This is a genomic window from Salipiger sp., assembly GCF_048261495.1.
In the GTDB taxonomy this organism is placed as follows: domain Bacteria; phylum Pseudomonadota; class Alphaproteobacteria; order Rhodobacterales; family Rhodobacteraceae; genus Salipiger.
The window spans coordinates 564,014-586,481 of sequence record NZ_JBLXFX010000001.1; the positions used below are offsets into that span (position 1 = coordinate 564,014).

26 protein-coding genes and 1 tRNA gene are annotated in these 22,468 nt (G+C 66.4%); 11 read left to right on the forward strand and 16 right to left on the reverse strand.

Features of this window, described 5'->3' with window-relative positions; all coding sequences use genetic code 11:
• Nucleotides 1–122 precede the first annotated feature (122 nt).
• Complete coding sequence (gene rpsD, locus ACN0RJ_RS02585; RefSeq protein ID WP_417723329.1) at nt 123–743, reverse strand: 30S ribosomal protein S4; 621 nt, start codon at nt 741–743, stop codon at nt 123–125.
• Between the two features lie 277 nt (nt 744–1,020).
• Here rpsD and ACN0RJ_RS02590 point away from each other — a divergent pair, with 277 nt between their 5' ends.
• The 3 genes from ACN0RJ_RS02590 to phbB all read left to right on the forward strand — a co-directional run bounded on the left by ACN0RJ_RS02590 (nt 1,021) and on the right by phbB (nt 4,072).
• A complete protein-coding gene (locus ACN0RJ_RS02590; protein ID WP_417723330.1) occupies nt 1,021–1,827 on the forward strand; it encodes an EAL domain-containing protein in 807 nt (268 codons plus the stop codon).
• A gap of 203 nt (nt 1,828–2,030) precedes the next feature.
• Nucleotides 2,031–3,206, forward strand: a complete 1,176-nt coding sequence (locus tag ACN0RJ_RS02595; RefSeq protein ID WP_417723331.1) for an acetyl-CoA C-acetyltransferase — start codon at nt 2,031–2,033, stop codon at nt 3,204–3,206.
• Between the two features lie 143 nt (nt 3,207–3,349).
• Nucleotides 3,350–4,072: an acetoacetyl-CoA reductase gene (phbB, locus tag ACN0RJ_RS02600; protein WP_417718499.1), complete on the forward strand. Its 723-nt coding sequence runs from the start codon at nt 3,350–3,352 to the stop codon at nt 4,070–4,072.
• 182 nt (nt 4,073–4,254) lie between these two features.
• Here the strand turns inward: phbB and ACN0RJ_RS02605 are convergent, their stop codons facing one another.
• The 3 genes from ACN0RJ_RS02605 to ACN0RJ_RS02615 all read right to left on the reverse strand — a co-directional run bounded on the left by ACN0RJ_RS02605 (nt 4,255) and on the right by ACN0RJ_RS02615 (nt 5,520).
• Nucleotides 4,255–4,428, reverse strand: coding sequence for a YdcH family protein (locus ACN0RJ_RS02605; RefSeq protein ID WP_417718498.1), 174 nt, complete (start codon nt 4,426–4,428; stop codon nt 4,255–4,257).
• Between the two features lie 113 nt (nt 4,429–4,541).
• The gene (locus ACN0RJ_RS02610; protein WP_417718497.1) at nt 4,542–5,315 is read right to left on the reverse strand and encodes a tRNA1(Val) (adenine(37)-N6)-methyltransferase; all 774 of its coding nucleotides are present in this window, start codon (nt 5,313–5,315) and stop codon (nt 4,542–4,544) included.
• Nucleotides 5,305–5,520, reverse strand: coding sequence for a DUF2007 domain-containing protein (locus tag ACN0RJ_RS02615; RefSeq protein WP_417718496.1), 216 nt, complete (start codon nt 5,518–5,520; stop codon nt 5,305–5,307). Before ACN0RJ_RS02615 ends, ACN0RJ_RS02610 begins: the two co-directional genes overlap by 11 nt.
• Before the next feature lie 58 nt (nt 5,521–5,578).
• On the opposite strand from ACN0RJ_RS02615, the gene ACN0RJ_RS02620 reads away from it, so the two are divergent.
• On the forward strand, nt 5,579–6,580 hold the full coding sequence (locus tag ACN0RJ_RS02620; RefSeq protein ID WP_417718495.1) for a polyprenyl synthetase family protein: 1,002 nt from the start codon (nt 5,579–5,581) through the stop codon (nt 6,578–6,580).
• On the opposite strand, the gene ACN0RJ_RS02625 is transcribed toward ACN0RJ_RS02620, so the two are convergent.
• The 3 genes from ACN0RJ_RS02625 to ACN0RJ_RS02635 all read right to left on the reverse strand — a co-directional run bounded on the left by ACN0RJ_RS02625 (nt 6,574) and on the right by ACN0RJ_RS02635 (nt 9,474).
• A complete protein-coding gene (locus ACN0RJ_RS02625) occupies nt 6,574–7,470 on the reverse strand; it encodes a 4-(cytidine 5'-diphospho)-2-C-methyl-D-erythritol kinase (RefSeq protein ID WP_417723332.1) in 897 nt (298 codons plus the stop codon). The two genes, ACN0RJ_RS02620 and ACN0RJ_RS02625, sit on opposite strands and share 7 nt — an antisense overlap.
• Complete coding sequence (locus ACN0RJ_RS02630; protein ID WP_417718493.1) at nt 7,457–9,181, reverse strand: tetratricopeptide repeat protein; 1,725 nt, start codon at nt 9,179–9,181, stop codon at nt 7,457–7,459. The genes ACN0RJ_RS02625 and ACN0RJ_RS02630 overlap by 14 nt, the downstream gene beginning before the upstream one ends.
• 207 nt (nt 9,182–9,388) lie before the next feature.
• Nucleotides 9,389–9,474 (reverse strand) — tRNA-Leu (locus ACN0RJ_RS02635).
• A gap of 162 nt (nt 9,475–9,636) precedes the next feature.
• On the opposite strand from ACN0RJ_RS02635, the gene ACN0RJ_RS02640 reads away from it, so the two are divergent.
• Nucleotides 9,637–10,620 carry a complex I NDUFA9 subunit family protein gene (locus ACN0RJ_RS02640; RefSeq protein WP_417718492.1) on the forward strand — a complete coding sequence of 328 codons (984 nt, stop codon included), beginning with the start codon at nt 9,637–9,639 and terminating at the stop codon, nt 10,618–10,620.
• 51 nt (nt 10,621–10,671) lie between these two features.
• Here the strand turns inward: ACN0RJ_RS02640 and ACN0RJ_RS02645 are convergent, their stop codons facing one another.
• From ACN0RJ_RS02645 to ACN0RJ_RS02655, 3 genes are all read right to left on the reverse strand, one after another.
• Nucleotides 10,672–10,956, reverse strand: coding sequence for a DUF6455 family protein (locus ACN0RJ_RS02645; protein WP_417723333.1), 285 nt, complete (start codon nt 10,954–10,956; stop codon nt 10,672–10,674).
• 22 nt (nt 10,957–10,978) lie between these two features.
• A complete protein-coding gene (locus ACN0RJ_RS02650) occupies nt 10,979–11,251 on the reverse strand; it encodes a DUF6455 family protein (protein ID WP_417723334.1) in 273 nt (90 codons plus the stop codon).
• 100 nt (nt 11,252–11,351) lie between these two features.
• Entirely contained in the window at nt 11,352–11,969 is a 618-nt protein-coding gene (locus ACN0RJ_RS02655; RefSeq protein ID WP_417718489.1) for a M48 family metallopeptidase, read from the reverse strand.
• Nucleotides 11,970–12,215: 246 nt separating this feature from the next.
• Between ACN0RJ_RS02655 and ACN0RJ_RS02660 the strand changes: the two genes are divergently transcribed.
• The gene (locus tag ACN0RJ_RS02660; RefSeq protein WP_417718488.1) at nt 12,216–12,449 is read left to right on the forward strand and encodes a hypothetical protein; all 234 of its coding nucleotides are present in this window, start codon (nt 12,216–12,218) and stop codon (nt 12,447–12,449) included.
• Between the two features lie 10 nt (nt 12,450–12,459).
• Here the strand turns inward: ACN0RJ_RS02660 and ACN0RJ_RS02665 are convergent, their stop codons facing one another.
• The gene (locus ACN0RJ_RS02665) at nt 12,460–12,717 is read right to left on the reverse strand and encodes a DUF167 domain-containing protein (protein WP_417723335.1); all 258 of its coding nucleotides are present in this window, start codon (nt 12,715–12,717) and stop codon (nt 12,460–12,462) included.
• Nucleotides 12,718–12,830: 113 nt separating this feature from the next.
• Between ACN0RJ_RS02665 and ACN0RJ_RS02670 the strand changes: the two genes are divergently transcribed.
• Both ACN0RJ_RS02670 and ACN0RJ_RS02675 read left to right on the forward strand, forming a co-directional pair.
• Nucleotides 12,831–13,409: a nitroreductase gene (locus tag ACN0RJ_RS02670; RefSeq protein WP_417723336.1), complete on the forward strand. Its 579-nt coding sequence runs from the start codon at nt 12,831–12,833 to the stop codon at nt 13,407–13,409.
• Nucleotides 13,406–14,107 (forward strand): EI24 domain-containing protein, encoded by a 702-nt coding sequence (locus ACN0RJ_RS02675; RefSeq protein ID WP_417718485.1) that lies wholly within the window; start codon nt 13,406–13,408, stop codon nt 14,105–14,107. Before ACN0RJ_RS02670 ends, ACN0RJ_RS02675 begins: the two co-directional genes overlap by 4 nt.
• 4 nt (nt 14,108–14,111) lie before the next feature.
• Here ACN0RJ_RS02675 and ACN0RJ_RS02680 read toward each other — a convergent pair whose 3' ends face one another.
• Nucleotides 14,112–14,399 carry a DUF1467 family protein gene (locus ACN0RJ_RS02680; protein WP_417718484.1) on the reverse strand — a complete coding sequence of 96 codons (288 nt, stop codon included), beginning with the start codon at nt 14,397–14,399 and terminating at the stop codon, nt 14,112–14,114.
• Between the two features lie 22 nt (nt 14,400–14,421).
• Entirely contained in the window at nt 14,422–14,826 is a 405-nt protein-coding gene (mce, locus tag ACN0RJ_RS02685; RefSeq protein WP_417723337.1) for a methylmalonyl-CoA epimerase, read from the reverse strand.
• Nucleotides 14,827–15,048: 222 nt separating this feature from the next.
• On the opposite strand from mce, the gene ACN0RJ_RS02690 reads away from it, so the two are divergent.
• Complete coding sequence (locus tag ACN0RJ_RS02690) at nt 15,049–15,765, forward strand: response regulator (RefSeq protein WP_417718482.1); 717 nt, start codon at nt 15,049–15,051, stop codon at nt 15,763–15,765.
• A gap of 7 nt (nt 15,766–15,772) precedes the next feature.
• Here the strand turns inward: ACN0RJ_RS02690 and ACN0RJ_RS02695 are convergent, their stop codons facing one another.
• On the reverse strand, nt 15,773–17,005 hold the full coding sequence (locus ACN0RJ_RS02695) for a DUF1501 domain-containing protein (RefSeq protein ID WP_417723338.1): 1,233 nt from the start codon (nt 17,003–17,005) through the stop codon (nt 15,773–15,775).
• A 3-nt stretch (nt 17,006–17,008) separates the two neighbouring features.
• The gene (locus tag ACN0RJ_RS02700) at nt 17,009–18,397 is read right to left on the reverse strand and encodes a DUF1800 domain-containing protein (RefSeq protein WP_417723339.1); all 1,389 of its coding nucleotides are present in this window, start codon (nt 18,395–18,397) and stop codon (nt 17,009–17,011) included.
• 179 nt (nt 18,398–18,576) lie between these two features.
• On the opposite strand from ACN0RJ_RS02700, the gene ACN0RJ_RS02705 reads away from it, so the two are divergent.
• Complete coding sequence (locus tag ACN0RJ_RS02705; RefSeq protein WP_417723340.1) at nt 18,577–19,053, forward strand: hemerythrin domain-containing protein; 477 nt, start codon at nt 18,577–18,579, stop codon at nt 19,051–19,053.
• Nucleotides 19,054–19,185: 132 nt separating this feature from the next.
• On the opposite strand, the gene aspS is transcribed toward ACN0RJ_RS02705, so the two are convergent.
• Complete coding sequence (aspS, locus tag ACN0RJ_RS02710; protein WP_417723341.1) at nt 19,186–20,967, reverse strand: aspartate--tRNA ligase; 1,782 nt, start codon at nt 20,965–20,967, stop codon at nt 19,186–19,188.
• A 187-nt stretch (nt 20,968–21,154) separates the two neighbouring features.
• On the opposite strand from aspS, the gene ACN0RJ_RS02715 reads away from it, so the two are divergent.
• Nucleotides 21,155–22,384: a class I SAM-dependent methyltransferase gene (locus ACN0RJ_RS02715; protein ID WP_417723342.1), complete on the forward strand. Its 1,230-nt coding sequence runs from the start codon at nt 21,155–21,157 to the stop codon at nt 22,382–22,384.
• Nucleotides 22,385–22,468 lie beyond the last annotated feature (84 nt).

The following is a 22,468-nucleotide window of genomic DNA, read 5'->3' on the forward strand; positions in this document are numbered from 1 at the left end:
CGGTAAAATTCCCGGCGTGCCACCCGCCCCCGGATTTGCCTGTTTTTGCGGCACAGGGGCGGCAACGAAAAAGGCCGCGCCCCGAGGGGCACGGCCTTGCGATGTCGAATGACGCGGAACGATCAGTTCTGCGCGTAGAATTCGATGACGAGGTGCGGTTCCATCTGCACGGCGAAGGGAACGTCCGCCAGTGCCGGGGTGCGCACGAAGGTCGCGACCATCTTGGAGTGGTCGACTTCGAGGTAGTCGGGAACGTCACGCTCCGGCAGCTGCGATGCTTCGAGCACGGCCGCCATCTGCTTGGACTTCTCGCGAACCTCGATCACGTCACCCTCTTTCACGCGGTAGGAGGGGATGTTCACGCGCTGACCGTTCACCAGCACGTGGCCGTGGTTGACGAACTGACGGGCGGCGAAGACGGTCGGCACGAACTTGGCGCGGTAGACGACGGCGTCGAGGCGGCGCTCGAGCAGGCCGATGAGCAGCTCGCCGGTGTCACCCTTGATGCGCTCGGCATCGGCGAAGATGCGGCGGAACTGCTTTTCGGTCAGGTCGCCGTAGTGACCCTTCAGCTTCTGCTTGGCGCGCAGCTGCAGGCCGAAGTCGGACAGCTTGCCCTTGCGGCGCTGACCGTGCTGGCCGGGGCCGTATTCACGCTTGTTCACCGGGGATTTCGGACGACCCCAGATGTTTTCGCCCATCCGGCGGTCGAGTTTGTACTTGGCAGACGTGCGTTTGGTCACGGCTGATCTCCTTCGTTCGGGTTTCGAAGGGCGTTGTCCTCTCCCCGGATTTTGCCGGAGCGACAGGGCATCCCCTTGCGGGGGCCACCAACACCAATGAAGGCGCGCTTATAGGCGCTTTCGCGGGGGAGTCAACCGGGTCGACCCGCCTGCGCGCGAGGTGCGGAAAATTGGCGCTAAATGCGCGGATTCAGCCCCGGTTAAGGAGAGGTCGGTCAAGGTGTCCGGGCACCGAGTCGGCCCTGCGCCGGCCGGTCGTCGGAACCGAGGCTGTTTGATGATGAACGCGCACAATCCCCTCGACCTTGCTGTCGAGACCCGCGATCTCCGGGTGCTCGAGACCGTTCGCAGGGCGATCCGGCACCGTCAGGTGATGCTGGCCTTTCAGCCGGTGGTGCAGAGCCGTCGCGCCGATCAGGTCGCCTATCACGAGGCGCTGATTCGCGTCCTGGACGAAACCGGGCGCGTCGTACCCGCCAAGGAGTTCATACTGGCGGTCGAAGAGACGGAGCACGGGCGCATGCTCGACTGCATCGCTCTGGAAAAGGGGCTGGCTGAGCTTGCGCGCGAACCCGGTCTGCGGATCGCGGTGAACATGTCGGCGCGGTCGATCGGCTACAGGAAATGGATGCGCACCCTGTCGCGCGGGCTGGATCACGACCCCACCGTCGCGGAACGGCTGATCCTCGAAATCACCGAAACCTCGGCCATGCTGGTGCCCGAACTGGTCATCCGTTTCATGGGCGACCTTCAGAGCCGGGGAATCACCTTTGCCATGGACGATTTCGGGTCCGGATACACCGCGCTGCGCCATTTCAAGGACTTCAGCTTCGACATCCTCAAGATCGACGGGCAGTTCATCCGCGGGATCGCGACCGATGCCGACAACCAGGTGCTGACCCGCGCGATCATCTCCATCGCGGAACAGTTCGACATGTACACGGTAGCCGAATCGGTCGAGCATCCGGAGGATGCGGCCTGCCTTGCCGCGCTCGGAATCGACTGCATGCAGGGCTATCTGTTCGGCGCCCCGACCGTCGCACCCGCATGGCGCGAGCGGCAAAAGCGGCCGGTCAGCGCCTGATCGCCTCCGCCCCCGGGCGGAAAACGGCGCGAAAACAGCCACCAATGCCGGGCGATCCTTTCAAAAAACTTGAAAAACCGGGCTGAGACACCCTGTCCTGTGTCCTCGCGTCAAGTTATGACTTAGCCACATCGCAACGTTGGGGGTGCGCTGCCCGGATGGGCGGTACGGTCCCCTGCCGTGCCAAGCTTGGAGGGATCATCATGACCAATGTCGTTATCGCATCCGCGGCCCGCACCGCCGTGGGCAGTTTCAGTGGGGCGTTTGCCAATACGCCCGCCCACGACCTCGGAGCTGCCGTGCTCGAAGCGCTGGTCGCGCGCGCCGGGATCGAGAAGGGCGAGGTCTCGGAAACCATCCTCGGCCAGGTCCTGACCGCGGCTCAGGGTCAGAACCCCGCCCGTCAGGCCCATATCAACGCCGGTCTCCCCAAGGAAAGCGCCGCCTGGTCGATCAACCAGGTCTGCGGCTCGGGCCTGCGCACCGTCGCGCTGGCCGCCCAGCACATCCAGCTCGGCGATGCCGACATCGTCTGTGCCGGCGGGCAGGAAAACATGACCATGTCCCCCCATGCCCAGGCGATCCGCGCCGGTCAGAAGATGGGCGACCTCAAGTTCATCGACACGATGATCAAGGACGGCCTCTGGGATGCCTTCAACGGCTACCACATGGGGCAGACCGCCGAGAACGTCGCCGAACAGTGGCAGATCTCGCGCGAGATGCAGGACGAATTCGCGCTGGCCTCGCAGAACAAGGCCGAGGCGGCCCAGAAGGCCGGCAAGTTCGATGACGAGGTGATCCCTTTCACCATCAAGACCCGGAAGGGCGATATCGTGGTCGACAAGGACGAATACATCCGGCACGGCGCGACCATCGAAGGCATGCAGAAACTGCGTCCGGCCTTTACCAAGGACGGCACGGTCACGGCGGCAAATGCCAGCGGCATCAACGACGGCGCCGCCGGCGTGCTGCTGATGTCCGCCGCGAATGCCGAAAAGCGCGGAATCAAGCCTCTGGCGCGCATCGCCTCCTATGCGACGGCCGGTCTGGACCCGTCGATCATGGGCGTCGGTCCGATCTACGCTTCGCGCAAGGCGCTGGAAAAGGCCGGCTGGTCCGTCTCCGATCTCGACCTGGTTGAAGCCAACGAAGCCTTTGCCGCGCAGGCCTGCGCCGTGAACAAGGACATGGGCTGGGATCCCTCGATCGTGAACGTGAACGGCGGCGCCATCGCCATCGGCCACCCGATCGGCGCCTCCGGCGCGCGCGTCCTGAACACCCTGCTGTTCGAAATGCAGCGCCGCGACGCGAAGAAGGGCCTCGCGACGCTCTGCATCGGCGGCGGCATGGGCGTTGCGCTCTGCGTCGAGCGGGACTGACGCGAACCGGCGGAGAGGGGCGCAGCTTGCGCCTCTCCTTTCCGATCTTTTCGCAAGCGCGGCATTTTTGAGTAATATTGTTGCGCGCGTGAGCTTGGCGGGATAACAAGATTGCCGAGCGTAAGCCATATTTGGAGGATATCATGGCGAGAGTTGCATTGGTCACCGGCGGCAGCCGGGGCATCGGCGAGGCGATTTCCAAGGCGCTGAAAGCCGAGGGCTACACCGTCGCGGCCACCTATGCCGGTAACGATGAAAAGGCAGCGGCCTTCACCGAAGCCACGGGTATCAAGACCTACAAGTGGAACGTGGCCGACTACGAGTCGTCCAAGGAGGGCATCGCCAAGGTCGAGGCCGATCTCGGCCCGATCGACGTGGTCGTCGCGAATGCCGGGATCACCCGCGATGCGCCGTTCCACAAGATGACCCCGGATCAGTGGAACGAGGTCATCGGCACCAACCTCACCGGCGTGTTCAACACCGTTCACCCGATCTGGCCCGGCATGCGCGAGCGCAAGTTCGGCCGCGTGATCGTGATTTCCTCGATCAACGGCCAGAAGGGCCAGTTCGCACAGGTGAACTATGCCGCGACCAAGGCGGGCGACCTCGGGATCGTGAAGTCGCTGGCCCAGGAAGGCGCGCGCGCCGGCATCACCGCCAACGCGATCTGCCCCGGCTACATCGCCACCGAGATGGTGATGGCGGTTCCCGAGAAGGTGCGGGAATCGATCATCGCACAGATCCCGGCCGGCCGCCTCGGCGAGCCGGAAGAGATCGCGCGCTGCGTGGTGTTCCTGGCGTCGGATGATGCGGGTTTCATCAACGGGTCGACCATTTCGGCCAACGGCGCGCAGTTCTTCGTCTGACGCGACCGCCAGCCGGTCATCGGGCCCCGGGCATGTCCCGGGGCCTTTTGCATGCGGGGGCGGGCCGATCCCCTGCGAACGGGCAACAAAAAAGGCCGCGTAACGCGGCCCGGTGTCTTTGGTGTCGGATCAGGTCTCTGGACACCGGCCCGGGGGATCCCGGGCCGGAACCGATTGTCGCGTCAGTGCGGACGCGCGCCAAGTCGGGTGATTTCTTCCTTGATCCGGAGTTTCTGCTTCTTCAGTTCGGCGACATGCAGGTCATCCACGCCGGGGCTTCGCTGCATCTCCTCCACAGCGGTTGAGAGGTGTTGGTGTTTTTTCTTCAGTTCCTGCAGGTGCGAACTCAAGCTCATAACGTCCTCCTTGTGCCAAGTTGAGACTCCACTCCACCACAACATCGGCTTTGAGTCACGCGCGACGCGCCATGTGTCTCAACAAAGTGTTACATTCCGCCGATGGCGGACGGTCACGCGGGGAAAAACAGCGGCTTGCCGTCTCTCAGCGTGGCCCTGATGACGTCGGTATAATCCTCGCCGTCTTCAAGGTGGGTCGCGTTTTCGTGCAGAATCAGCGGCGCGTGAAAGCGGAAAGCCGCCCGCCCGCCCTTGCGCCCGCGCAGCAGGATCAGCCGCGGCGGCCGCCCGATCCGGGGCGCGAGGGGCCACAGTTCCAGCGAACCCAATCGCTCCTGCGCGGCGGCCAGCAGTTCCGGCAGGCGATCGGCGCGCTGGATGAAGGTCGCGGTTCCTCCCGGGCGCAGACGGCGCGCGGCCAGTTCGACCCAGAGTTTCAGCGGCGCGGGCCCGGCGAGGCCCAGTTCCTTGCCGTCATCCCCGGCGGCGCTTCGGTCGTGAGGCAGGAAATACGGGGGATTGGCCATGACGTGATGGAAGGACTGCGCCCGGATCGGCGGCGGCGGGGCGGTGATGTCCGCCTCGATCACGGTGCCGGAAAGCTGGTTTTCGGCCAGGTTGACGCGGGCGAGGGCCGCATAGCCCGGCTGCACCTCGATCCCGGTCAGCGCCAGCGACCCGACCCTGACGCCGAGACAGACCAGCGCCGCACCCGCCCCGCATCCGAGCTCCAGCACGGTGTCTCCGGGCCGCGCGGGCACGGTGGCGGCAAGAAGGACCGGGTCGATGCCGGCGCGATAGCCGTCCCGTGGCTGGCAAAGGGTGGCGCGCCCGCCGAGAAAGGCGTCGCGGCTCAGTTCCTGGTCGGAAAACGGCTCACGTCTCAATCTTGATGCCGTTGAGCCGCAGCACCCGCCTTGCCTCGTCCAGTTCCGAGGCGCGCACCATCAGGCGGCGCGGCAGAATGCCCAAGCTTCCCTCGAGGATGCTCATGTTTACGTCCAGCTCGAAGCTGGCTATACCCTCACCGTCGAGGATGCTCCTCACCAACGGGATCAGCGTGATGTCGTTTGTGCGCAGAAGCTCTTCCATGACAGGGGATGTAAGGTCAGGGCCGGCCATTTGTCGAGACCCTGGGGGGCAAAGGTCGATGGGGTTGGACACACCGAACCACAAGCCGCATGACGTTCTGGCCGGGTTGCTGTCGGGCGACATGGACCGCGTCAATGCGCTGATCCGGCAGCGGATGGCGTCGCGCCATGCGCCGCGCATTCCGGAGGTGACGGCGCATCTCGTGGAGGCGGGCGGCAAGCGCCTGCGCCCGATGCTGACGCTCGCCGCCGCGCGCATGTGCGGGTACGAGGGCGACGATCACGTCAAGCTGGCCGCCACGGTGGAGTTCATCCATACGGCGACGCTCCTGCACGACGACGTGGTGGACGAAAGCGAAAAGCGCCGGGGCCGGCCGACGGCGAACCTACTCTGGGACAACAAGTCGAGCGTTCTGGTCGGGGATTATCTCTTTGCCCGCTCGTTCCAGCTGATGGTCGAAACCGGCAGCCTGCGGGTGCTCGACATCCTCGCCAATGCCGCCGCGACCATCGCGGAAGGCGAAGTGCTGCAACTCACGGCGGCCCAGGATCTTCGCACCAGCGAAGACATCTACCTGCAGGTGGTGCGCGGCAAGACGGCGGCGCTGTTCTCGGCGGCGACCGAGGTGGGCGGCGTGATCGCGGGTGTCGAAGAGGCGCAGATCCGCGCGCTGCACGATTACGGAGACGCGCTCGGGATCGCGTTCCAGATCGTGGACGACCTGCTCGACTACCAGGGCGATGCCTCCTCCACCGGTAAGAACGTCGGCGACGATTTCCGCGAACGCAAGCTGACCCTGCCGGTCATCAAGGCCGTTGCCGCTGCCTCCGACGAGGAGCGCCGGTTCTGGAAACGCACCATCGAGAAGGGCGACCAGCGGGACGGCGACCTCGAGGAGGCGCTGCGCCTGCTCCGGCTGCACGGCACGCTTGAGGCGACCCGCGACGATGCCCTGGGCTGGACGGAAAAGGCCAAGGCGTCGCTCGGCCTGCTGCCGGAGAGCGAGTTGCGCGATCTGCTGATCGACCTTGCGGATTTCGTGGTGGCGCGGGTCTACTGACGCACGGGCGCGGCGCGTCCGGACATGTCGCCGAGCGCGCCGTGGGCGACCCACCAGCCGGGGTGTTCACGGCTGATTGCAGCGGCGGCGGCTTCGGCTTCATCGTTGCTGTCGAACAGGCCGAAACAGGTCGCCCCCGATCCAGACATGCGGGCGAGCCGGCAACCGCCGCGTTTCCGCAGGGCCGCCAGCACCTCGACGATCGCCGGTTGCGCGGCGCAGGCGGGCGCTTCGAGATCGTTGCGCATCCCGGCCAGGAAGGCGACCAGCGCCACGGCATCGGGGAAGGGTGGCAGGACATCCGGCATCGCCGGATTGTCCCGGCATTCCAGCCTGCGAAAGATCTCCGGCGTGGACACCGGCCTGCGCGGATTGACCAGCACGGCCGGTAGCGGGGGCAGGTTGACGGGGCTCTGGTCTTCGCCGATGCCCCGCACGCGGGCAGGGGCAGAGCGCAGGCACATCGGAATGTCCGCCCCGAGGGCGAGAATGCCGGGCGCATGACGATCGAGGGCCGCCCCATCGCCACCCGCCGTCCCGTCATTCGCCAAGGAGATCATCCCGCGCAGGGCCGCCGCCGCATCCGCCGAACCGCCCCCGATCCCCGAGGCGGGGGGGAGCGCCTTGTGCAGCGACAGCGCCGCGCGGGGGGCGTCGCCGAGCAGGGTCGCGGCGGCAAGGGCAAGGTTGCGCCCGTCGGTCGGGACGTCCTCTGCCTCGGGGCCGTCGACGGTCAGCGACCAGTCGTCCGCCCCGCGCAGGACCAGCCGATCCCCGACCGGGGCGAAGACGACGAGCGAATCGAGCAGGTGATACCCGTCCGTCCGGCGTCCGGTGACATGCAGCGACAGGTTGACCTTGGCCGGGGCGAAGACTTCAATCCGTTTCACGGGCGACCTTGAGCGGCGGCGCGCCTTCGTCGGCCAGCACCTGGTCCAGCCCGACGGCCAGCTTGCGGCGGATGCGCTCGGGATCGACCTCGTCCGAGGCTTCCTTCCAGTCGACGAAGCTCAGCGCGCGTTTCCACTGGAATTCGGCTTCGAGCTTGCGCCCCACCGCCCAGTAGACATCGCCGAGGTGATCGTTCACCACCGGATCGACCGCCATCAGTTCGGCCGCGCGTTCCATGTGTTCGACGGATTCGTCATAGCGCCCGAGGCGGTAGAGCGCCCAGCCGAGGCTGTCGACGATGTAGCCGCTCTGCGGTTCCGCGGCGACGGCCTTTTCGATCATGCCGAGCGCCTCGTCGAGGCTGACATGATGTTCGACCATCGAATAGCCGAGATAGTTCAGAACCTGCGGCTGGTTCGGGTTGAGCTTCAGCGCGGCGCGGAAGTCGGCTTCCCCGGCCTCCCAGTCGCCCTTGCGCTCCTTGCTGATGCCGCGGGCATAATAGAGGAACCACTGCGCGGGATCTTCCTTGTCGAAGGTCGCCAGGGCCCGGTCATAAGCCGCGATGGCATCGTCCCAGCGTTCGAGCTGCCGCATGAGATCGCCGAGCGCGGACTGCACCGCCGCAAGGTTGCCGTCGGTGGCGGCCAACTGTTCCAGCACCTCGACCGCGGCATCGGTCTTGCCGGCGCGGCGCAACACGTCCGCCCGGCCGAGCTCCGCCGCCTGATAGGACGGATCGCTGCGCGGCACCTTCTTGTAGGCGGCGATGGCAAGATCGGTCTGCCCGAGCTTCTGGAGCAATTCGGCCGACATCAGGATGGCGCCGACATGATCGGGGCGGAGGTATTCGGCAATCCGCGAATAGAGCAGGGTAAAGTCGTCGTTGGCCTCGTTCGAAAGCGCGGCGGCGAGAGTGTAGAACACCTCGGCCACCCCGTCGCGCGGGGTCGATACCAGCGAGAAGGGCAGCTTTTCGCCATTCGCCAGCGATTGCCGAAGCGCCGCGAGCCCCGGATCGAGGATCGGACCGAAGCCCTGGTCGATCAGTTGCACGGCCTCGTCGGTCCGGTCGAGCTGGGACAGGATCTCGGCGCGCCCGGTGATCGCGCGGCGGGTGAACTGCATGTTGCCCGCGCCGTTTTCGGCAAAGATCTTCTCGGCGCCTTCGAAATCCCCGACCGAAGCCAGCGTCAGCGCCCTGTGATACCCGGCAAAACCGGAAAGCCCGCGTTCGTCCGCAAGGTCGTCGAACGCCTGCAGCGCCGCCGTGACATCGCCCTGACCCACATGGGCCCAGGCCGAGACCAGCCCGTCGACCAGCGGGCCGATGGCCTTCTGATCCTTGATGCGGGCCAGAAGCTCCGGGTAGTTCTCTTCCTTGGCGAGGACGGCGATCTGCGCCATGTGCGCCACTTGGCTGTTGAAGCCCTTGGCGGTCAGTTGGTCGGCGAGCGCCTTGGCGCGTTCCACCTCACCCAGCGACAGGTTGGCCAGCGTCGCGCGCTCCAGCAGTTCCGGGTTCTCCGGGTCGAAGGCGATGGCCCGGCTGTAGTAATCCGCGGCAACCTGGTAATCCCCGACAAAGCTTGCCTGCCGCGCGGCGAGGTAGTCCCCCGCGAGGCTGTCGGCCGCGGAGGGACCGGCCAGCCCGGTGCCGAGCGCCGCCAGGAGGGCAAGGCGGATGAAGCGGATTCTCTGACTGGGCATGCTCGCGCCTCCTTGTACAAGTTCGGGGAAGCCTAGCTTGCGCCAGTCCCGCACGCAATGCGACGCCGGTACACGGAGCCGAGATCAGGCGGAGAGCGGCGGATGCCGGATGTGCTGGCGGAAACGCAGCATTCAACTGACAGTCGCGCGCCAACGATTGTCGGGACTGAGGGAGGTCCATCACGCCAACCCCGGGCGGGGGTGAAGTGGTGCCCAGGAGAGGACTCGAACCTCCACGGCCTTGCGGCCACTGGCACCTGAAGCCAGCGCGTCTACCATTCCGCCACCTGGGCACAGGTGATGTGAGGCAGGCGTTTACGCGGAGCCCGGGGAACTGTCAACGGCCATTCACCACCTTTTTTCGACAGTCCGATCCGGAGGGCGCAACACCTTGCCGGAGGGCGTCGCGAGGGGTATTCAGGTCTCGAAGAAGAGACCCAGCGGGAGCCAGCCACATGAGCAAACTCGTCACCATCTACGGAGGGTCCGGTTTCGTCGGCCGTCATATCGCAAGACGCCTGGCCAAGCTCGGATGGCGCGTGCGCGTGGCGGTCCGCCGACCGAACGAAGCGATCTTCGTGAAGCCCTACGGCGTGGTCGGCCAGGTGGAGCCGGTGCTCTGCAACATTCGCGACGATGACTCCGTGCGCAGCGTGATGCATGGCGCGGATGCGGTTGTCGATTGCGTCGGCACCTTCGATGCGAAGGGCAAGAACAGTTTCGACGCGATCCAGCACGAGGGCGCCGAGCGGATTGCCCGCATCGCCGCCGAGATGGGCGTCGGCAAGATGGTGCTGCTGTCGGCCATCGGCGCGGACAAGGACGCCGCCAGCGGTTATGCGCGCTCCAAGGGGATGGGCGAAGAGGCGGTGCTGGCGCACATGCCCGGCGCCGTGATCCTGCGTCCGTCGGTGATTTTCGGGCCGGACGATGAATTCTTCAACCGCTTTGCCGGCATGTCCCGCATGGGGCCCGTCCTGCCGCTGGTCGGCGCGGAGGCAAAGTTCCAGCCGGTCTACGTCGACGACGTTGCCCATGCCGCGGCGATGGGCGTCACGGGCGAGGCGGCGCCGGGGATCTACGAACTCGGCGGGCCCGATGTCGAGACGCTGCGGACCTTCATCAACGAGATGCTGTCGGTGATCCGTCGCCGCAAGCTGATCGTCAATCTGCCCTTCGGGCTGGCCTCGATGATGGGGGGGAGCTTCGAACTGCTCCAGACCCTGACCGGCGGCCTGTTCCCGGCGCAGATCACCCGTGACCAGGTGGAGATGCTGAAATCCGACAACGTGGTGTCGGAGGGGGCAAAGGGCTTTGCCGACCTGGGAATCACCCCCACCTCGACCGAGGCGGTGTTGCCGGACTACCTCTGGCGCTTCCGTCCCGGCGGTCAGTACGACCTCATGAAGGAATCCGCGCGGAGCCTGCGCCCCGAGTAGGGGCGCGGCCTTTCCCGGCGGATGGCATAGGGGGCGATGTGCTTCGGACGGTCAGTCCCCTGACGTCCGGCGCAGGGCCTCGAATCCGGTGCGATTGAGGCAGGGACGCGGCGTCGGTCGAGTCCGTTCTTCCGGGCGGTCGAGCCAGCGTCGGCACTCGTCGGTCCAGGTGCAGCCGCGGCAGCGCTCTATCATGGCGGCCCAAGCCTCCTGATCCAGCAGACCGGTGCCGGCGGCGGCGATCACATCGGTGCCGGTCGCCCGCGCCATGCGCTGTACCAGCCAATAGTGTTCGGTTTCATCGCCCAGCGGTCGCGGGAAGGTGGCGTCGTGCATGGCCGGTGGCTTCTCCATCCGCTCAGGCCCCGTCCGTCGGCAGCTTGGCGAGCTTGGCGAACAGATCGGCGTTGCGGCAATAGCCCGGCGGCCGCGCGGCAGGGGAGGCGGTCCCGGCCAGCCAGGTTTCGCAGGCATCGCTCTGCGTGCATGCCGTGCAGCCGAGGACAGCATTCTCGAGCCGGGTGAAATCGAGCGCGCCGGCCAGCATCCTGTCTTCCAGGTCGATGCCGAGGGTCGTGACCATGCGGTCCACCAGATCCGCGTGCCGCTTGATGTCTTCGGTCGTGGGCATCCTGCGCTCTCCTGTTCCGGCCCCGGTCGGGCAGGAGGAAAGGTAGCAGGCGGAAGGCGACCCTCCCTTGATGCAGGTCAAGGACCGGGCGCGGGGCCGGTCAGAAGGCTGCGGCGGTCCGGCGCACGATCTCGATCCGGGCGGCATTGGGCGGGTGCGAGCCGAGGAAACGGTTCCCGGGGTCGGGCAACCGGACAAAGAACTGCGCCCCGAGCACGGGATCGTAGCCCGAGCGCATGGTGATGACGGTTCCGAGCTGGTCAGCTTCCAGCTCGTAATCCTTGGAGTAGGTGCGCGCGCCGACGGAGGCGCCGAATTCCTCGGCAGAGCGCACGGTCTGTGCATCGGCGCCCGACATGGCAGCGAGTCCGGAAAAGATGATCGCGCCGACTTCCGCATCCTTCTGGATCCGGTTCAGGTGCCCGAGGATGTGGTGCGAGGTCTCGTGACCCATGACGAAGGCCAGCTCGTCCGCGTTCTGCACGGACAGGATCAGCGGCAGGTTGAAGGCGATGACGGGCCGTCCCTGCCGGTCGACGGTCTGAAAGGCGTTCGGCTCTTCGGCAGGGCTGTCGTCGACGGCGATCAGGAAATCGCAATTCCCGGCGCCGACGCGGCGGCATTCGGCCTCGGCCACCGGCTCCACCGCGCGGGCCACGGCGACGAACTGCCGCGCCGCCCGTTCGGCCCGCTGCTGGACCGGCCCGCTGCCATGCATTCCGAACAGGGTCTCGGCGTCGGATCGCTGCGGTTGGGACGATATGGTCGGGACGGGCTCGCAGGCGGCAAGGGCCAGGAGAGCAACCGAAATTAGGGAAAGTGGTTTGTACAAGGCATCATCCTGTCGCGTCTGTCCGCACGATAGGCGGCTCCCCCGCCCGGCGCCAGTGCCTAGGACTCACTTCGCGGTGTCCCGCGCGTCGAAGGGCTGGCGCCGGGCAATTCGATTGGCTACGCTCGCCTCATGTTCAGCATAGAGCACGAATTCGACGCCACCGTTGTCACCCTCGTGGACGAGGGGGCAAACTACCTGCAGGAAGACGTGATCGTCTCGGGTTTCGAGGATTGCGTCACGGTCGAGCAATACGATCCCCGCACCGACAAGGTGAACCGGATCACGCTGTCGCTTGCCCAGATGCGGGATCTCGCCGCGGCCATCTCGCTTCCCGAGGGTGTCTACAGCCGCAAGTCGGGCTGACGGCGGCCGGTCAGGGTTCGACCCGGATCTGCTTGTTTCGCGAGGTCGCGCCGCGCAGCAGCGTGAGCCGGGATTTCGGCACGCCAAGCGCCTTTGCCATCAGTTTCAGCACGGCGGCATTCGCCTTGCCGTTCTCCGGCGCCACCGTCACCCGGACCCGAAGCGTGCCGTCCTCTTCCCGGATGTCGTCGCGCGCCGCGCCGGGCGTCACCCGCACGTCGAGCAGGCGGCCCGGTATGGCCAGGTGTCCGAGCGGCGCGTCGGCCATGATCCGTCTCCTCTTCCCGGTCCCCGTCGTGCGAAATGCGCGGTCGGGGGTGCAAGTGCTTGAATCCCGGTGCCGCAGGGATGACATAAGGGCCGAACGACAAGGAGACCGACATGCTCACCCGAAATTCCGAGGCGCTGGACTTTCTTCTGACGCGGCGCTCGCGCCCTGCCAAGACACTGAAAGCGCCCGCCCCGGACAGGGATGAGCTGATCACCCTGCTGACCGCCGCCGCGCGCACGCCCGATCACGGCAAGCTGGAACCCTGGCGCTTCATCGTCCTGCAGGACGCGGCGCTCGGCCGGCTGGCGACCGTCGCCGCCGCGCGGGGCGAGGCGCTGGGCCTCGATCCGGAGACCGCGGACAAGGGGCGCCGTCAATTCGCCGACAGCCATCTCTGCGTGGCGGTTGTCGAATCTCCGCAGGACAGCCCCAAGATTCCGGCGATCGAGCAGACCTATTCCGCCGGGGCCGTCTGCCTGTCGCTTCTCAACGCCGCGCTGGCCTCGGGCTGGGGCGCGAACTGGCTGACCGGCTGGATCGCGCATGACCGTCCCTTCGTCGAGCAGGAACTGGGTCTGAGCGCCGCAGAGCGCATCGCCGGGTTCATCCATCTCGGGACGGAAGGCGCCGCGCCTCCGGATCGCCCGCGCCCGGATCTGGCAACCAAGGCCAGCTGGGTGTCGGCATGATCCTGTCGGCCTTTCTCGCCGCGTTGGGCCAGATCGGGGACTCGCGGTTCCGCTCGGTCCTGCTGAAGGGGCTCGGCATCACCATCGCCATTTTCGTCGCCTTCTACGCGATCTTCGTCTGGTCCGTCGGCCTTGTCGTCGGCGACAGCGTGTCCCTTCCCTGGATCGGCGAGGTGGGCTGGGTCGACAATGTCATAAGCTGGGGCGCCGTGCCGCTCATGCTGCTGTTGTCGGTGTTCCTGATGGTGCCCGTGGCCTCGGCCATCACCGGGTTCTTTCTGGATGACGTGGCGCAGGCGGTCGAGGATCGCCACTATCCCGGTCTCCCCCCCGCGCAGGAATTGTCGCTGGCCGACAACCTGCGGGACAGCCTGAGTTTTCTCGGGGTTCTGATCGGCGCGAACATCCTCGCGCTGGTGCTCTACATCTTCTTCGCCCCCTTCGCGCCGTTCATCTTCTGGGGGCTGAACGGCTTTCTTCTGGGGCGGGAATATTTCACCCTGGCGGCGATCCGGCGCGTGGGGCGCGAGCAGGCGGCGGTGCTGCGGCGCCGTCACATGGCGGCGATCTGGATCGCCGGGGTGCTGATGGCGGTGCCGCTGTCGGTGCCGCTGGTGAACCTGCTGATACCGATTCTCGGGGCGGCCACCTTCACCCACATCTTCCACCGGCTTCAGGCGCGGCGCGTCCCCGCCTGAGCGCCTATTGCCCGGTCGGCGGGCCCATCCGGTTGAACATCCACCCGTCGATGTCGCGGACCGAGATCGCGCCGGACAGGATCACCGTCGCGATGATCGCCCAGAGCACCACGGAAATGCCCGTGGTGATCCAGGCCTTGCGCTTGAGATTGTGCACCTCGGGGCTGCCCGCGTGGGTGCCCTCGACGATCTCGCCGCGATCGCCCTGTGTCACCAGCCGGAACGGGATCACGACCAGGAAGGTCATGAACCAGATGACGGCGAAAAGCACGATGCCGGATGTGATTCCCATGTCGTGATCCCCCGGCCGCCGGTCAGACCTGTTCCAGTTCCACCAGCGTTCCCTGGAAATCCTTGGGATGCAGGAACAGGACGGGTTTGCCGTGGGCGCCGATCTTGGGTTCGCCGGAGCCGAGAACCCGCGCGCCCTGCGACTTCAGGTGATCGCGGGCCACGAGGATGTCGTCGACCTCGTAGCAGACATGGTGAATGCCGCCCGAGGGGTTCTTTTCGAGAAAACCCCTGATCGGGGAATCGTCGCCCAGCGGATAGAGAAGCTCGATCTTGGTGTTGGGCAGTTCGATGAACACCACGGTCACGCCGTGGTCGGGTTCGTCCTGCGGCGCTCCGACATTCGCCCCGAGCGAATCCCGGTACTGGGCCATGGCGGCCTCAAGGTCGGGCACGGCGATGGCAACGTGGTTGAGGCGTCCGATCATGATGAAGCTCTCCGGTCAGGAAGGGTTGTTGCACCTGCTTATGCCCTGCGCGCCGGTCTTCGCAAGCCGGGCGCGTCCATTCACCGCGCATGGCGCCCCGGTCGGGACCGCCCTTGCGACCCCGCCCGCGGCCCCTGCTGAATCCTGGCCGAATGCCGGGGGTGTTTACCGCCCGTTAGGGATATGTGGGGAATGCTCGTCCCAGGTTTATGGAGGGATGACATGACCGACTCGGACATTTTCGATCCCGTCCCCCGACCGACCGCGACGCGGCCGCTTCTGGGAATGACGGTACTTGTTGTGGAAGACAGCCGCTTTGCCTGCGACGCGATGCGCCTCATGTGTCTGCGCAGCGGTGCCCGCATCCGCCGGGCGGATTGCCTGGCCTCGGCGCGGCGGCATCTGATGGTCTATCGCCCGACCGTGGTGATCGTCGATCTCGGCCTGCCCGACGGGTCCGGGGCGGAGCTGATTTCGGAACTCTCGGGCACGGTGCCGCGCGTCAGCGTGCTGCTTGGCACCAGCGGCGACAGTTTCGCGGAGGATGTCGCGCTCGCTGCCGGGGCGGACGATTTCCTGCCCAAACCGGTGTCGAGCGTCATCGCCTTCCAGAACGCGATCATCGCGCAACTGCCCCATGAGCGCCAGCCGAAGGGACTGCGCATGGTATCCGACGATCCGGTGCGCCCGGACCCGTTGGCCTATCGCGACGACATGGCCCATGCCGCCGATGTTCTCGGCGACGATTCGGACGAACGGATGCTCGACTACGTGACGCAGTTCCTGCGCGGGGTCGCCCATAGTGCCGGGGACCGTGCGCTCGAAACCGCGGCGGTCCGCCTTGCCGACGCGCGGGCAGAGGGGCGACCGACCAAGGTGGACATCGCCCGGGTCGCCGGGCTTGTCCAGGAACGCCTTTCGGACCGTATCGCCATCTGATCGCGGTTCAGAGCAGAAGGCCCGGATTGCCACCAAGCTCGACACCCGGAAAGACGTCGCGTTCGATCACGCTCCGGTCGAGGCCGAAAAGCCCGTGAATGAGCCAGCCCGCATGGGCGCGCAGATCCCGCGTCGGCATGAGATCCCGGCGTTGATACAGGTAAGTCTCGGACAGGCCGGGCCACTCCGTGCTCACCTGTCCGCCCCGGATCGCCCCCCCGGCAAGGATCATGGCGCCCCCGGTGCCGTGATCCGTTCCCAAGGTGCCGTTCATGCGGGCGGTCCGTCCGAATTCCGTCATGGCGACGACCGTGGTGCGGTTCCACGCGGGGCCGCCCAACTCCTTGCGCAGGGTCAGGATCACCTCGGACAATACCCCGAGCGCACGGCCCAGCGGCTTGTCCTGCTTGTCATGCGTGTCCCAGCCGTTGATCGAAAACGAGGCGATCCGCGACTGGTCCCGCAGCCGCCGCGCGACGAATTCCGCGACCCGCACTTCGGCGGCCGTCCCGCGCGAGGCGCGCTGATCATCCCGCATCATCGCCATCATCTCGCCGGGCCGCAGTTCGGACGCCACGGCATCGCCGTCGTTGTCGGCAATGGAAAAGGCCTGCGCCAGCGCCGCCGAAAAGGCGGGATCGTCCTGCATCACCAGTTCCGCAAGCCGCAGCGCCTGAGGGCTGAGGGTCAGGTCCACCTCCGGCGACCAGCGCGACACCGGCGCATCGCCCGACAGGATGAGCATGGAATCGCGACCGACCGCATAGGCGGTTTCGGTGCCGACGCCGGGGTAATGCTGCAGCATGCGGTTCAGCCAGCCGTCGCGCGTCAGCCCCTGCGACAGGTCGGCGATGCCCGCCTCCAGCAGATCCTGCCCGTCGAAATGGCTCCGCTTGTCGCGGTAGGGGGTCGACACCGCGTGCACGAAGCCCAGCTGTTTGTCCTTCCAGAGCGGCAGCAGCGGTCTCAATGCCGGGTGCATCGCAAAGAACCCGTCCAGGTCCGCGGCGCCAGTCTCCGACAGGTCCGGCTTGCCGCGCAGCGCGGGCCATTCCGGATCGCCGTAGGGCATGACGGTCGCCAGCCCGTCCATCGCCCCCCGCAGGATGATGACGACCAGGCGGTTCTCGCCGGGCGTGGCGGCAAAGGTCACCGGCGTGACCAGCGGACTGGCGGCCAGCGAACAGCCCAGCGCCGCGGTGCGGCTCAGAAAGGCGCGTCGGGAAAGATCAGATGCCATCGGTCACATCCTCTGAAACGCGGGCGAGGCCAGGATCAGCCCCACGCCGTCGCCACGGCTCTCGGCGGCTTCGGCGGCAAACTGCACCGCAACGGTGGCGCGCGGGCCGAGCGCATGCTTCACGAAATCGCGGGGGTCGGGCAGGTCGCGGCGCAGCACGCCGGGCATCGTCACCGCCCATTGCAGCCGCGCGGCCAGCCCCTGCGGGGTGATCCAGGCGCTGTCCTCTTCCTTGAGCCCGTCCGGCCCGTCCGGGCTTTGCCAGATATGTCCCATCATGACCATGGGATACTGGATCCGGGTCCGGAACACGCCCTCCTTCAGCGAGGTGATCGCCTCCGGCTCCACCACAAGCGCGCGCAGCGCCGATGAGATGAAATCGAACGGCGGTTTCACGTTCGGGTTTTCGGTATTCCACGCCGCCGGATGACCCAGCAGCGCCCGATACCCCGCCAGCAGGTTGGTGCCGCTGTCGGCAAGGGCGCGTTCCACCGCGTCGACGAGCGCGGGATCGGGCGTGTCGGACACGAAATGCCGCGCCAGCTTGCCCGCAAGGTGGCGCGCCGTGGCCGGGTGGCGGGCGAGATCGCGCAGCACCGCCTCGATATCGCGCAGGTTCGGATTGTCGCCTCCATAGCTCTTGCCCAGCACCGTTTCCGCGCCCGGCTCGGCCATGTCCTTGCGGAATTTCCGCCCGGTGTTGGCGTGCATCGTCAGCCCGGTCAGCAACTCCGCCAGTTCCCGCACGTCGCCCTGCGTGTAGGGCCCGCCGACCCCGAGCGTGTGCAGCTCCATGACCTCGCGGGCCAGATTCTCGTTCAGCCCGCTGCCGCTTCCGCGCTTCTGCGCCAGCGCGGAATGCGGCCCGACCGAGGTCGCCTGGTCGAGGTAATGTACCATCAGCGGATGGGTGACCGCGGCGATCAGCATCTCTTCGAAGGGGCCCGTCAGAAACGGCCGGATGGCGCTTTGCGTATAGGGCGACCCGGCACGGCGCAGAAGCGCCTGCTTGCCGGTGGCGGTGAAATGGTCGGCCCAGAAGGCCTCGAGCCGCTCGCGGAAGGGCGCCGCCGTCGTGATCCGGCGGGCCAAGTGCTGCGCCATCCAGAAATACTGGGCCTGACGCGCCTCCTTGTTGAGCACCTTCACCGCCTTCTTGGCGGCCAGTGCCTCGGGCGATCCGCGATCCGCGCGCCGGACACGCTGGAATTCCAGCGCCTTCTGCATCCGCAGGCGGAAGGTGTCGAATTCCTCGATCGGGTATTGCGCCGCGGCGCGGTCGGGTCCGTCCAGCGTCTCGAGCATCGCCTCGGCGCTGCCGGCCGGAGGGATGACCGGAGAGAGCCCGCAGCCGAAGCGCATATCGGCCAGGATTGGGTCGAAGGCGGCCATGCATCGCATCCCGTGATTGTCGTCTCTCCGGAATCTAGGCGCTTCGCGGCGATTCTCCATATCTCTCTTGCGTGACATCGGCGGAAAACCGTCGCACCGCGCCGCAAGGGAAGCGCGGGAACCGGAGGCGCGCGCGGCGCGTTGCGCTGCGTAACATCGAACCGCCGGCGGAGGACAGAATGACATCCATCTACGAGGCGATCCGAAAGGATCACGACCATCACCGCGCCCTGCTTGATACCATCGCCGGAACCTCCGGCGACAGCGACGCGCGCCGCGATGCCTGGGACAGCTTCTACAAGGACGTGAAATCCCACGCCGCCGCCGAGGAGGAGGAATTCTACTCCGCCCTGATGAAGGAGACCTGGGGCCAGGATGCGGCCCGCCATTCGGTGCACGAGCACGCCGAGATGGACGAGATCCTCGAAGAGCTGAACGAGATGGACATGTCCTCCCCCGGTTGGCTCACCCGCTTCAAGACGCTGAAGCACGATTACGAGCACCACATGGATGAGGAGGAGAACGAAGTGTTCACCCGCGCCAGAAAAGTGGTGGGCGAAGAGGAGAACGACGCCTACGGCAAGCGCTTCAGGGATCGCAAGAAGCGCGAGATGGGCCTCATCGAGAAAAAGAAGCAGGACCACCTCGAAGACTGAGGGATAACCGGGGGAACCGATCCCGAAGGGCCGTCCCCCGGCACCCCCGGCCTCTTCTGGCTCGAAATATCCCGGGGGAGTCCCGGCATCGCCGGGACGGGGGCAGCGCCCCCTCCGCCCCCCGGATCGGGATCAGTCCTTCGGGATGACGCGCAGCGACAGATCCATGAGCTGATCGGTCGTCGGCTCGGAGGGCGCCTGCATCATCAGGTCCTCGGCGCGCTGGTTCATCGGGAACATGATGACCTCGCGGATGTTGGCGGTATCGGCCAGCAGCATCACGATGCGGTCGATGCCCGCAGCACAGCCGCCGTGCGGCGGGGCGCCGAACTTGAACGCGCCGACCATGCCGCCGAAGCGCTTGCGCACCTCGTCCTCGCCGTAGCCTGCCAGTTCGAACGCCTTGAACATGATCTCGGGCTTGTGGTTCCGGATCGCGCCAGACACCAGTTCGTAGCCGTTGCAGGCCAGGTCGTACTGGTAGCCCAGCACCTTCAGCGCATCGCCCGACAGCGCGCCCAGCCCGCCCTGCGGCATCGAGAACGGGTTATGCGAAAAGTCGATCTTTCCGCTTTCCTCGTCGGCCTCGTACATCGGGAAGTCGACGATCCAGGCAAAGGCGAAGCGGTCGGTGTCGGTCAGGCCGAGCTCGTTGCCGATCTCGGTCCGCGCCTTGCCCGCCACCCGCTCGAAGGCGGCCGGTTTGCCGCCGAGGAAGAACGCCGCATCCCCGACGCCAAGGCCGAGCTGTTGGCGGATCGCCTCGGTGCGCTCGGGGCCGATGTTCTTGGCCAGCGGACCGGCGGCTTCCATGGCGCCATCCGCCTCGCGCCAGAAGATGTAGCCCATCCCGGGCAGCCCTTCCTTCTGGGCAAAGGCGTTCATCCGGTCGCAGAACTTGCGCGAGCCGCCGGTGGGGGCGGGGATGGCGCGGATCTCGGTGCCTTCCTGCTCCAGCAGCTTGGCGAAGATCGCGAAACCGGACCCGGCGAAATGCTCGGAGACCACCTGCATCTTGATCGGGTTGCGCAGGTCGGGCTTGTCGGTGCCGTACCAGAGCGCGGAATCGGCGTAGGAGATCTGCTCCCAGCTCTCCGGCGCGTCGACCTTGCGGCCGCCGCCGAATTCCTCGAACACGCCCGCGATCACCGGCGCGACGGTGTCGAACACGTCCTGCTGGGTGACGAAGCTCATCTCGAGGTCGAGCTGGTAGAAGTCGGTGGGCGAGCGGTCGGCGCGCGGGTCCTCGTCGCGGAAGCAGGGGGCGATCTGGAAATACTTGTCGTAGCCCGACACCATGATGAGCTGCTTGAACTGCTGCGGTGCCTGCGGCAGCGCGTAGAACTTGCCCGGATGAAGACGCGACGGCACGAGGAAGTCGCGCGCACCTTCGGGCGACGAGGCAGTGATGATCGGTGTCTGGTATTCACGGAACGATTTGTCCCACATCCGCTGCCGGATCGAGCGCACCACGTCCGAGCGCAGGGTCATGTTCCTCTGCATCGCCTCGCGCCGCAGGTCGAGGTAGCGATACCGCAGGCGGGTTTCCTCGGGATATTCCTGGTCGCCGAACACCATCAGCGGCAGTTCCTCGGAGGCGCCGAGCACTTCGATATCGCGAACGAAGACCTCGATCTCGCCGGTCGGCAGCTTGGGGTTCACCAGGCTCTCGTCGCGGGCCTTCACCTCGCCGTCGATGCGGATGCACCATTCCGACCGGACCTTCTCGACCTGCGAAAAGACCGGGGAATCCGGGTCGCACAGCACCTGGGTGATGCCGTAATGGTCGCGCAGGTCGATGAACAGGATGCCGCCGTGATCGCGGATGCGGTTCACCCAGCCCGAGAGGCGGACGGTATCGCCCACGTTCGCCTTGGTGAGGTCGGCGCAGGTATGCGTGCGGTAGGCGTGCATGGTGAATGCCCTTTGAAACGTGCCGGAAAGTTAGGCGCCGATACACCGCGCGGCGCTCTGGAAGTCAAGGGAAGCCCGTGCGGAATTGGCCGGAAACGGCGTTTGTCGTATCCTTTCGGAACAATTTCACGAGTTCGGACGTTTTGGGACGTTTCAATGGAGAAAGTATACGACCGGGGGTTTCGGCATGTGGAAAACCGTGCTCGACAAGATGTTGCAACGGCTGATCGTGGTGGGTCGGCTGCGCGTGAACTGGCCCGATGGCACAGCCACCCTGTACGGACCGGGCAACGGCCCGGACGCCGAGGTCACGCTCACCGATGATACCATCCTCAAGGATCTGAGCCAGAAGCCGGTGCTCGCGCTCGGCGAGGGCTACATGGACGGGCGGCTCGAATGTCCGCCGGATGCGCTCTACGATCTTCTGGCGCTGCTGGTACGGAACCAGCAGGCGGGAACGATGCCCAAGTGGTTCAACGCGGTGCAGGCGGTGCGGGGCTGGACCCGCGGGATCGAACAGCGCAACAACCCGGCGCGGTCGCAGAAGAACGTCCACCATCACTACGACATTTCCGACGAGCTCTACCGGCTCTTTCTGGACCGGGACATGCAGTATTCCTGCGCCTATTTCGCCCGGCCCGACATGACGCTCGAAGATGCGCAAGCGGCAAAGAAGGCGCATATCGCGCAAAAGCTCCTGTTGCGTCCGGGGATGCGGGTGCTGGACATCGGCTGCGGCTGGGGCGGGATGGCCCTGACGCTGGCGCGGGATTACGGCGTGCAGGTCCTCGGGGTGACGCTGTCGGAAAACCAGCTTGCCACCGCCCGGCAGCGCGCCGAGGAGGCGGGGCTGTCCGACCGGGTGGAGTTCCGCCTTCAGGATTACCGCGAGGTCGAGGAGACCTTCGACCGGATCGTCAGCGTCGGGATGCTGGAGCACGTGGGCTATCCGCAGCTCGACGTCTATTTCTCCAAGGTCGGTGAACTGCTCGCCGATGACGGCATCGCGCTGATCCACAGCATCGGCCATGTCACCCCGCCGATCGCGACCTCGAACTGGATCGACACCTACATCTTTCCCGGCGGCTACATCCCGTCGCTTTCCGAAGTGTCCCGCTCGATCGAGAAGACAAATCTCTGGGCCGCCGACATCGAGGTGCTGCGCGGCCATTACGGCCCGACCCTGCATCACTGGCGGTCCCGGTTCGAGGCGGCGCTGCCCGAGGTGCGCGAGATGTACGACGAGACCTTCGTGCGGATGTGGCGCTTCTATCTCGCGGTCTGCGAGGCGGCGTTCGAGGAAACCCGCCAGGGGGTCTTTCACCTCCAGCTGTCGCACCGGCAGTACGCGGTGCCGGTGACGCGGGACTACCTCTACGGCGACAGCCAGTCCGAGTTGCTGCAGGCGGCCCAGTAGGCGCGCGCGCCGGCCCGTCCGGCCGCCGTGCCGTCCGCAGCCGCGCCCGCCCCGCCGGTTTCGCGCGATGGCCCGCCGCGTCGG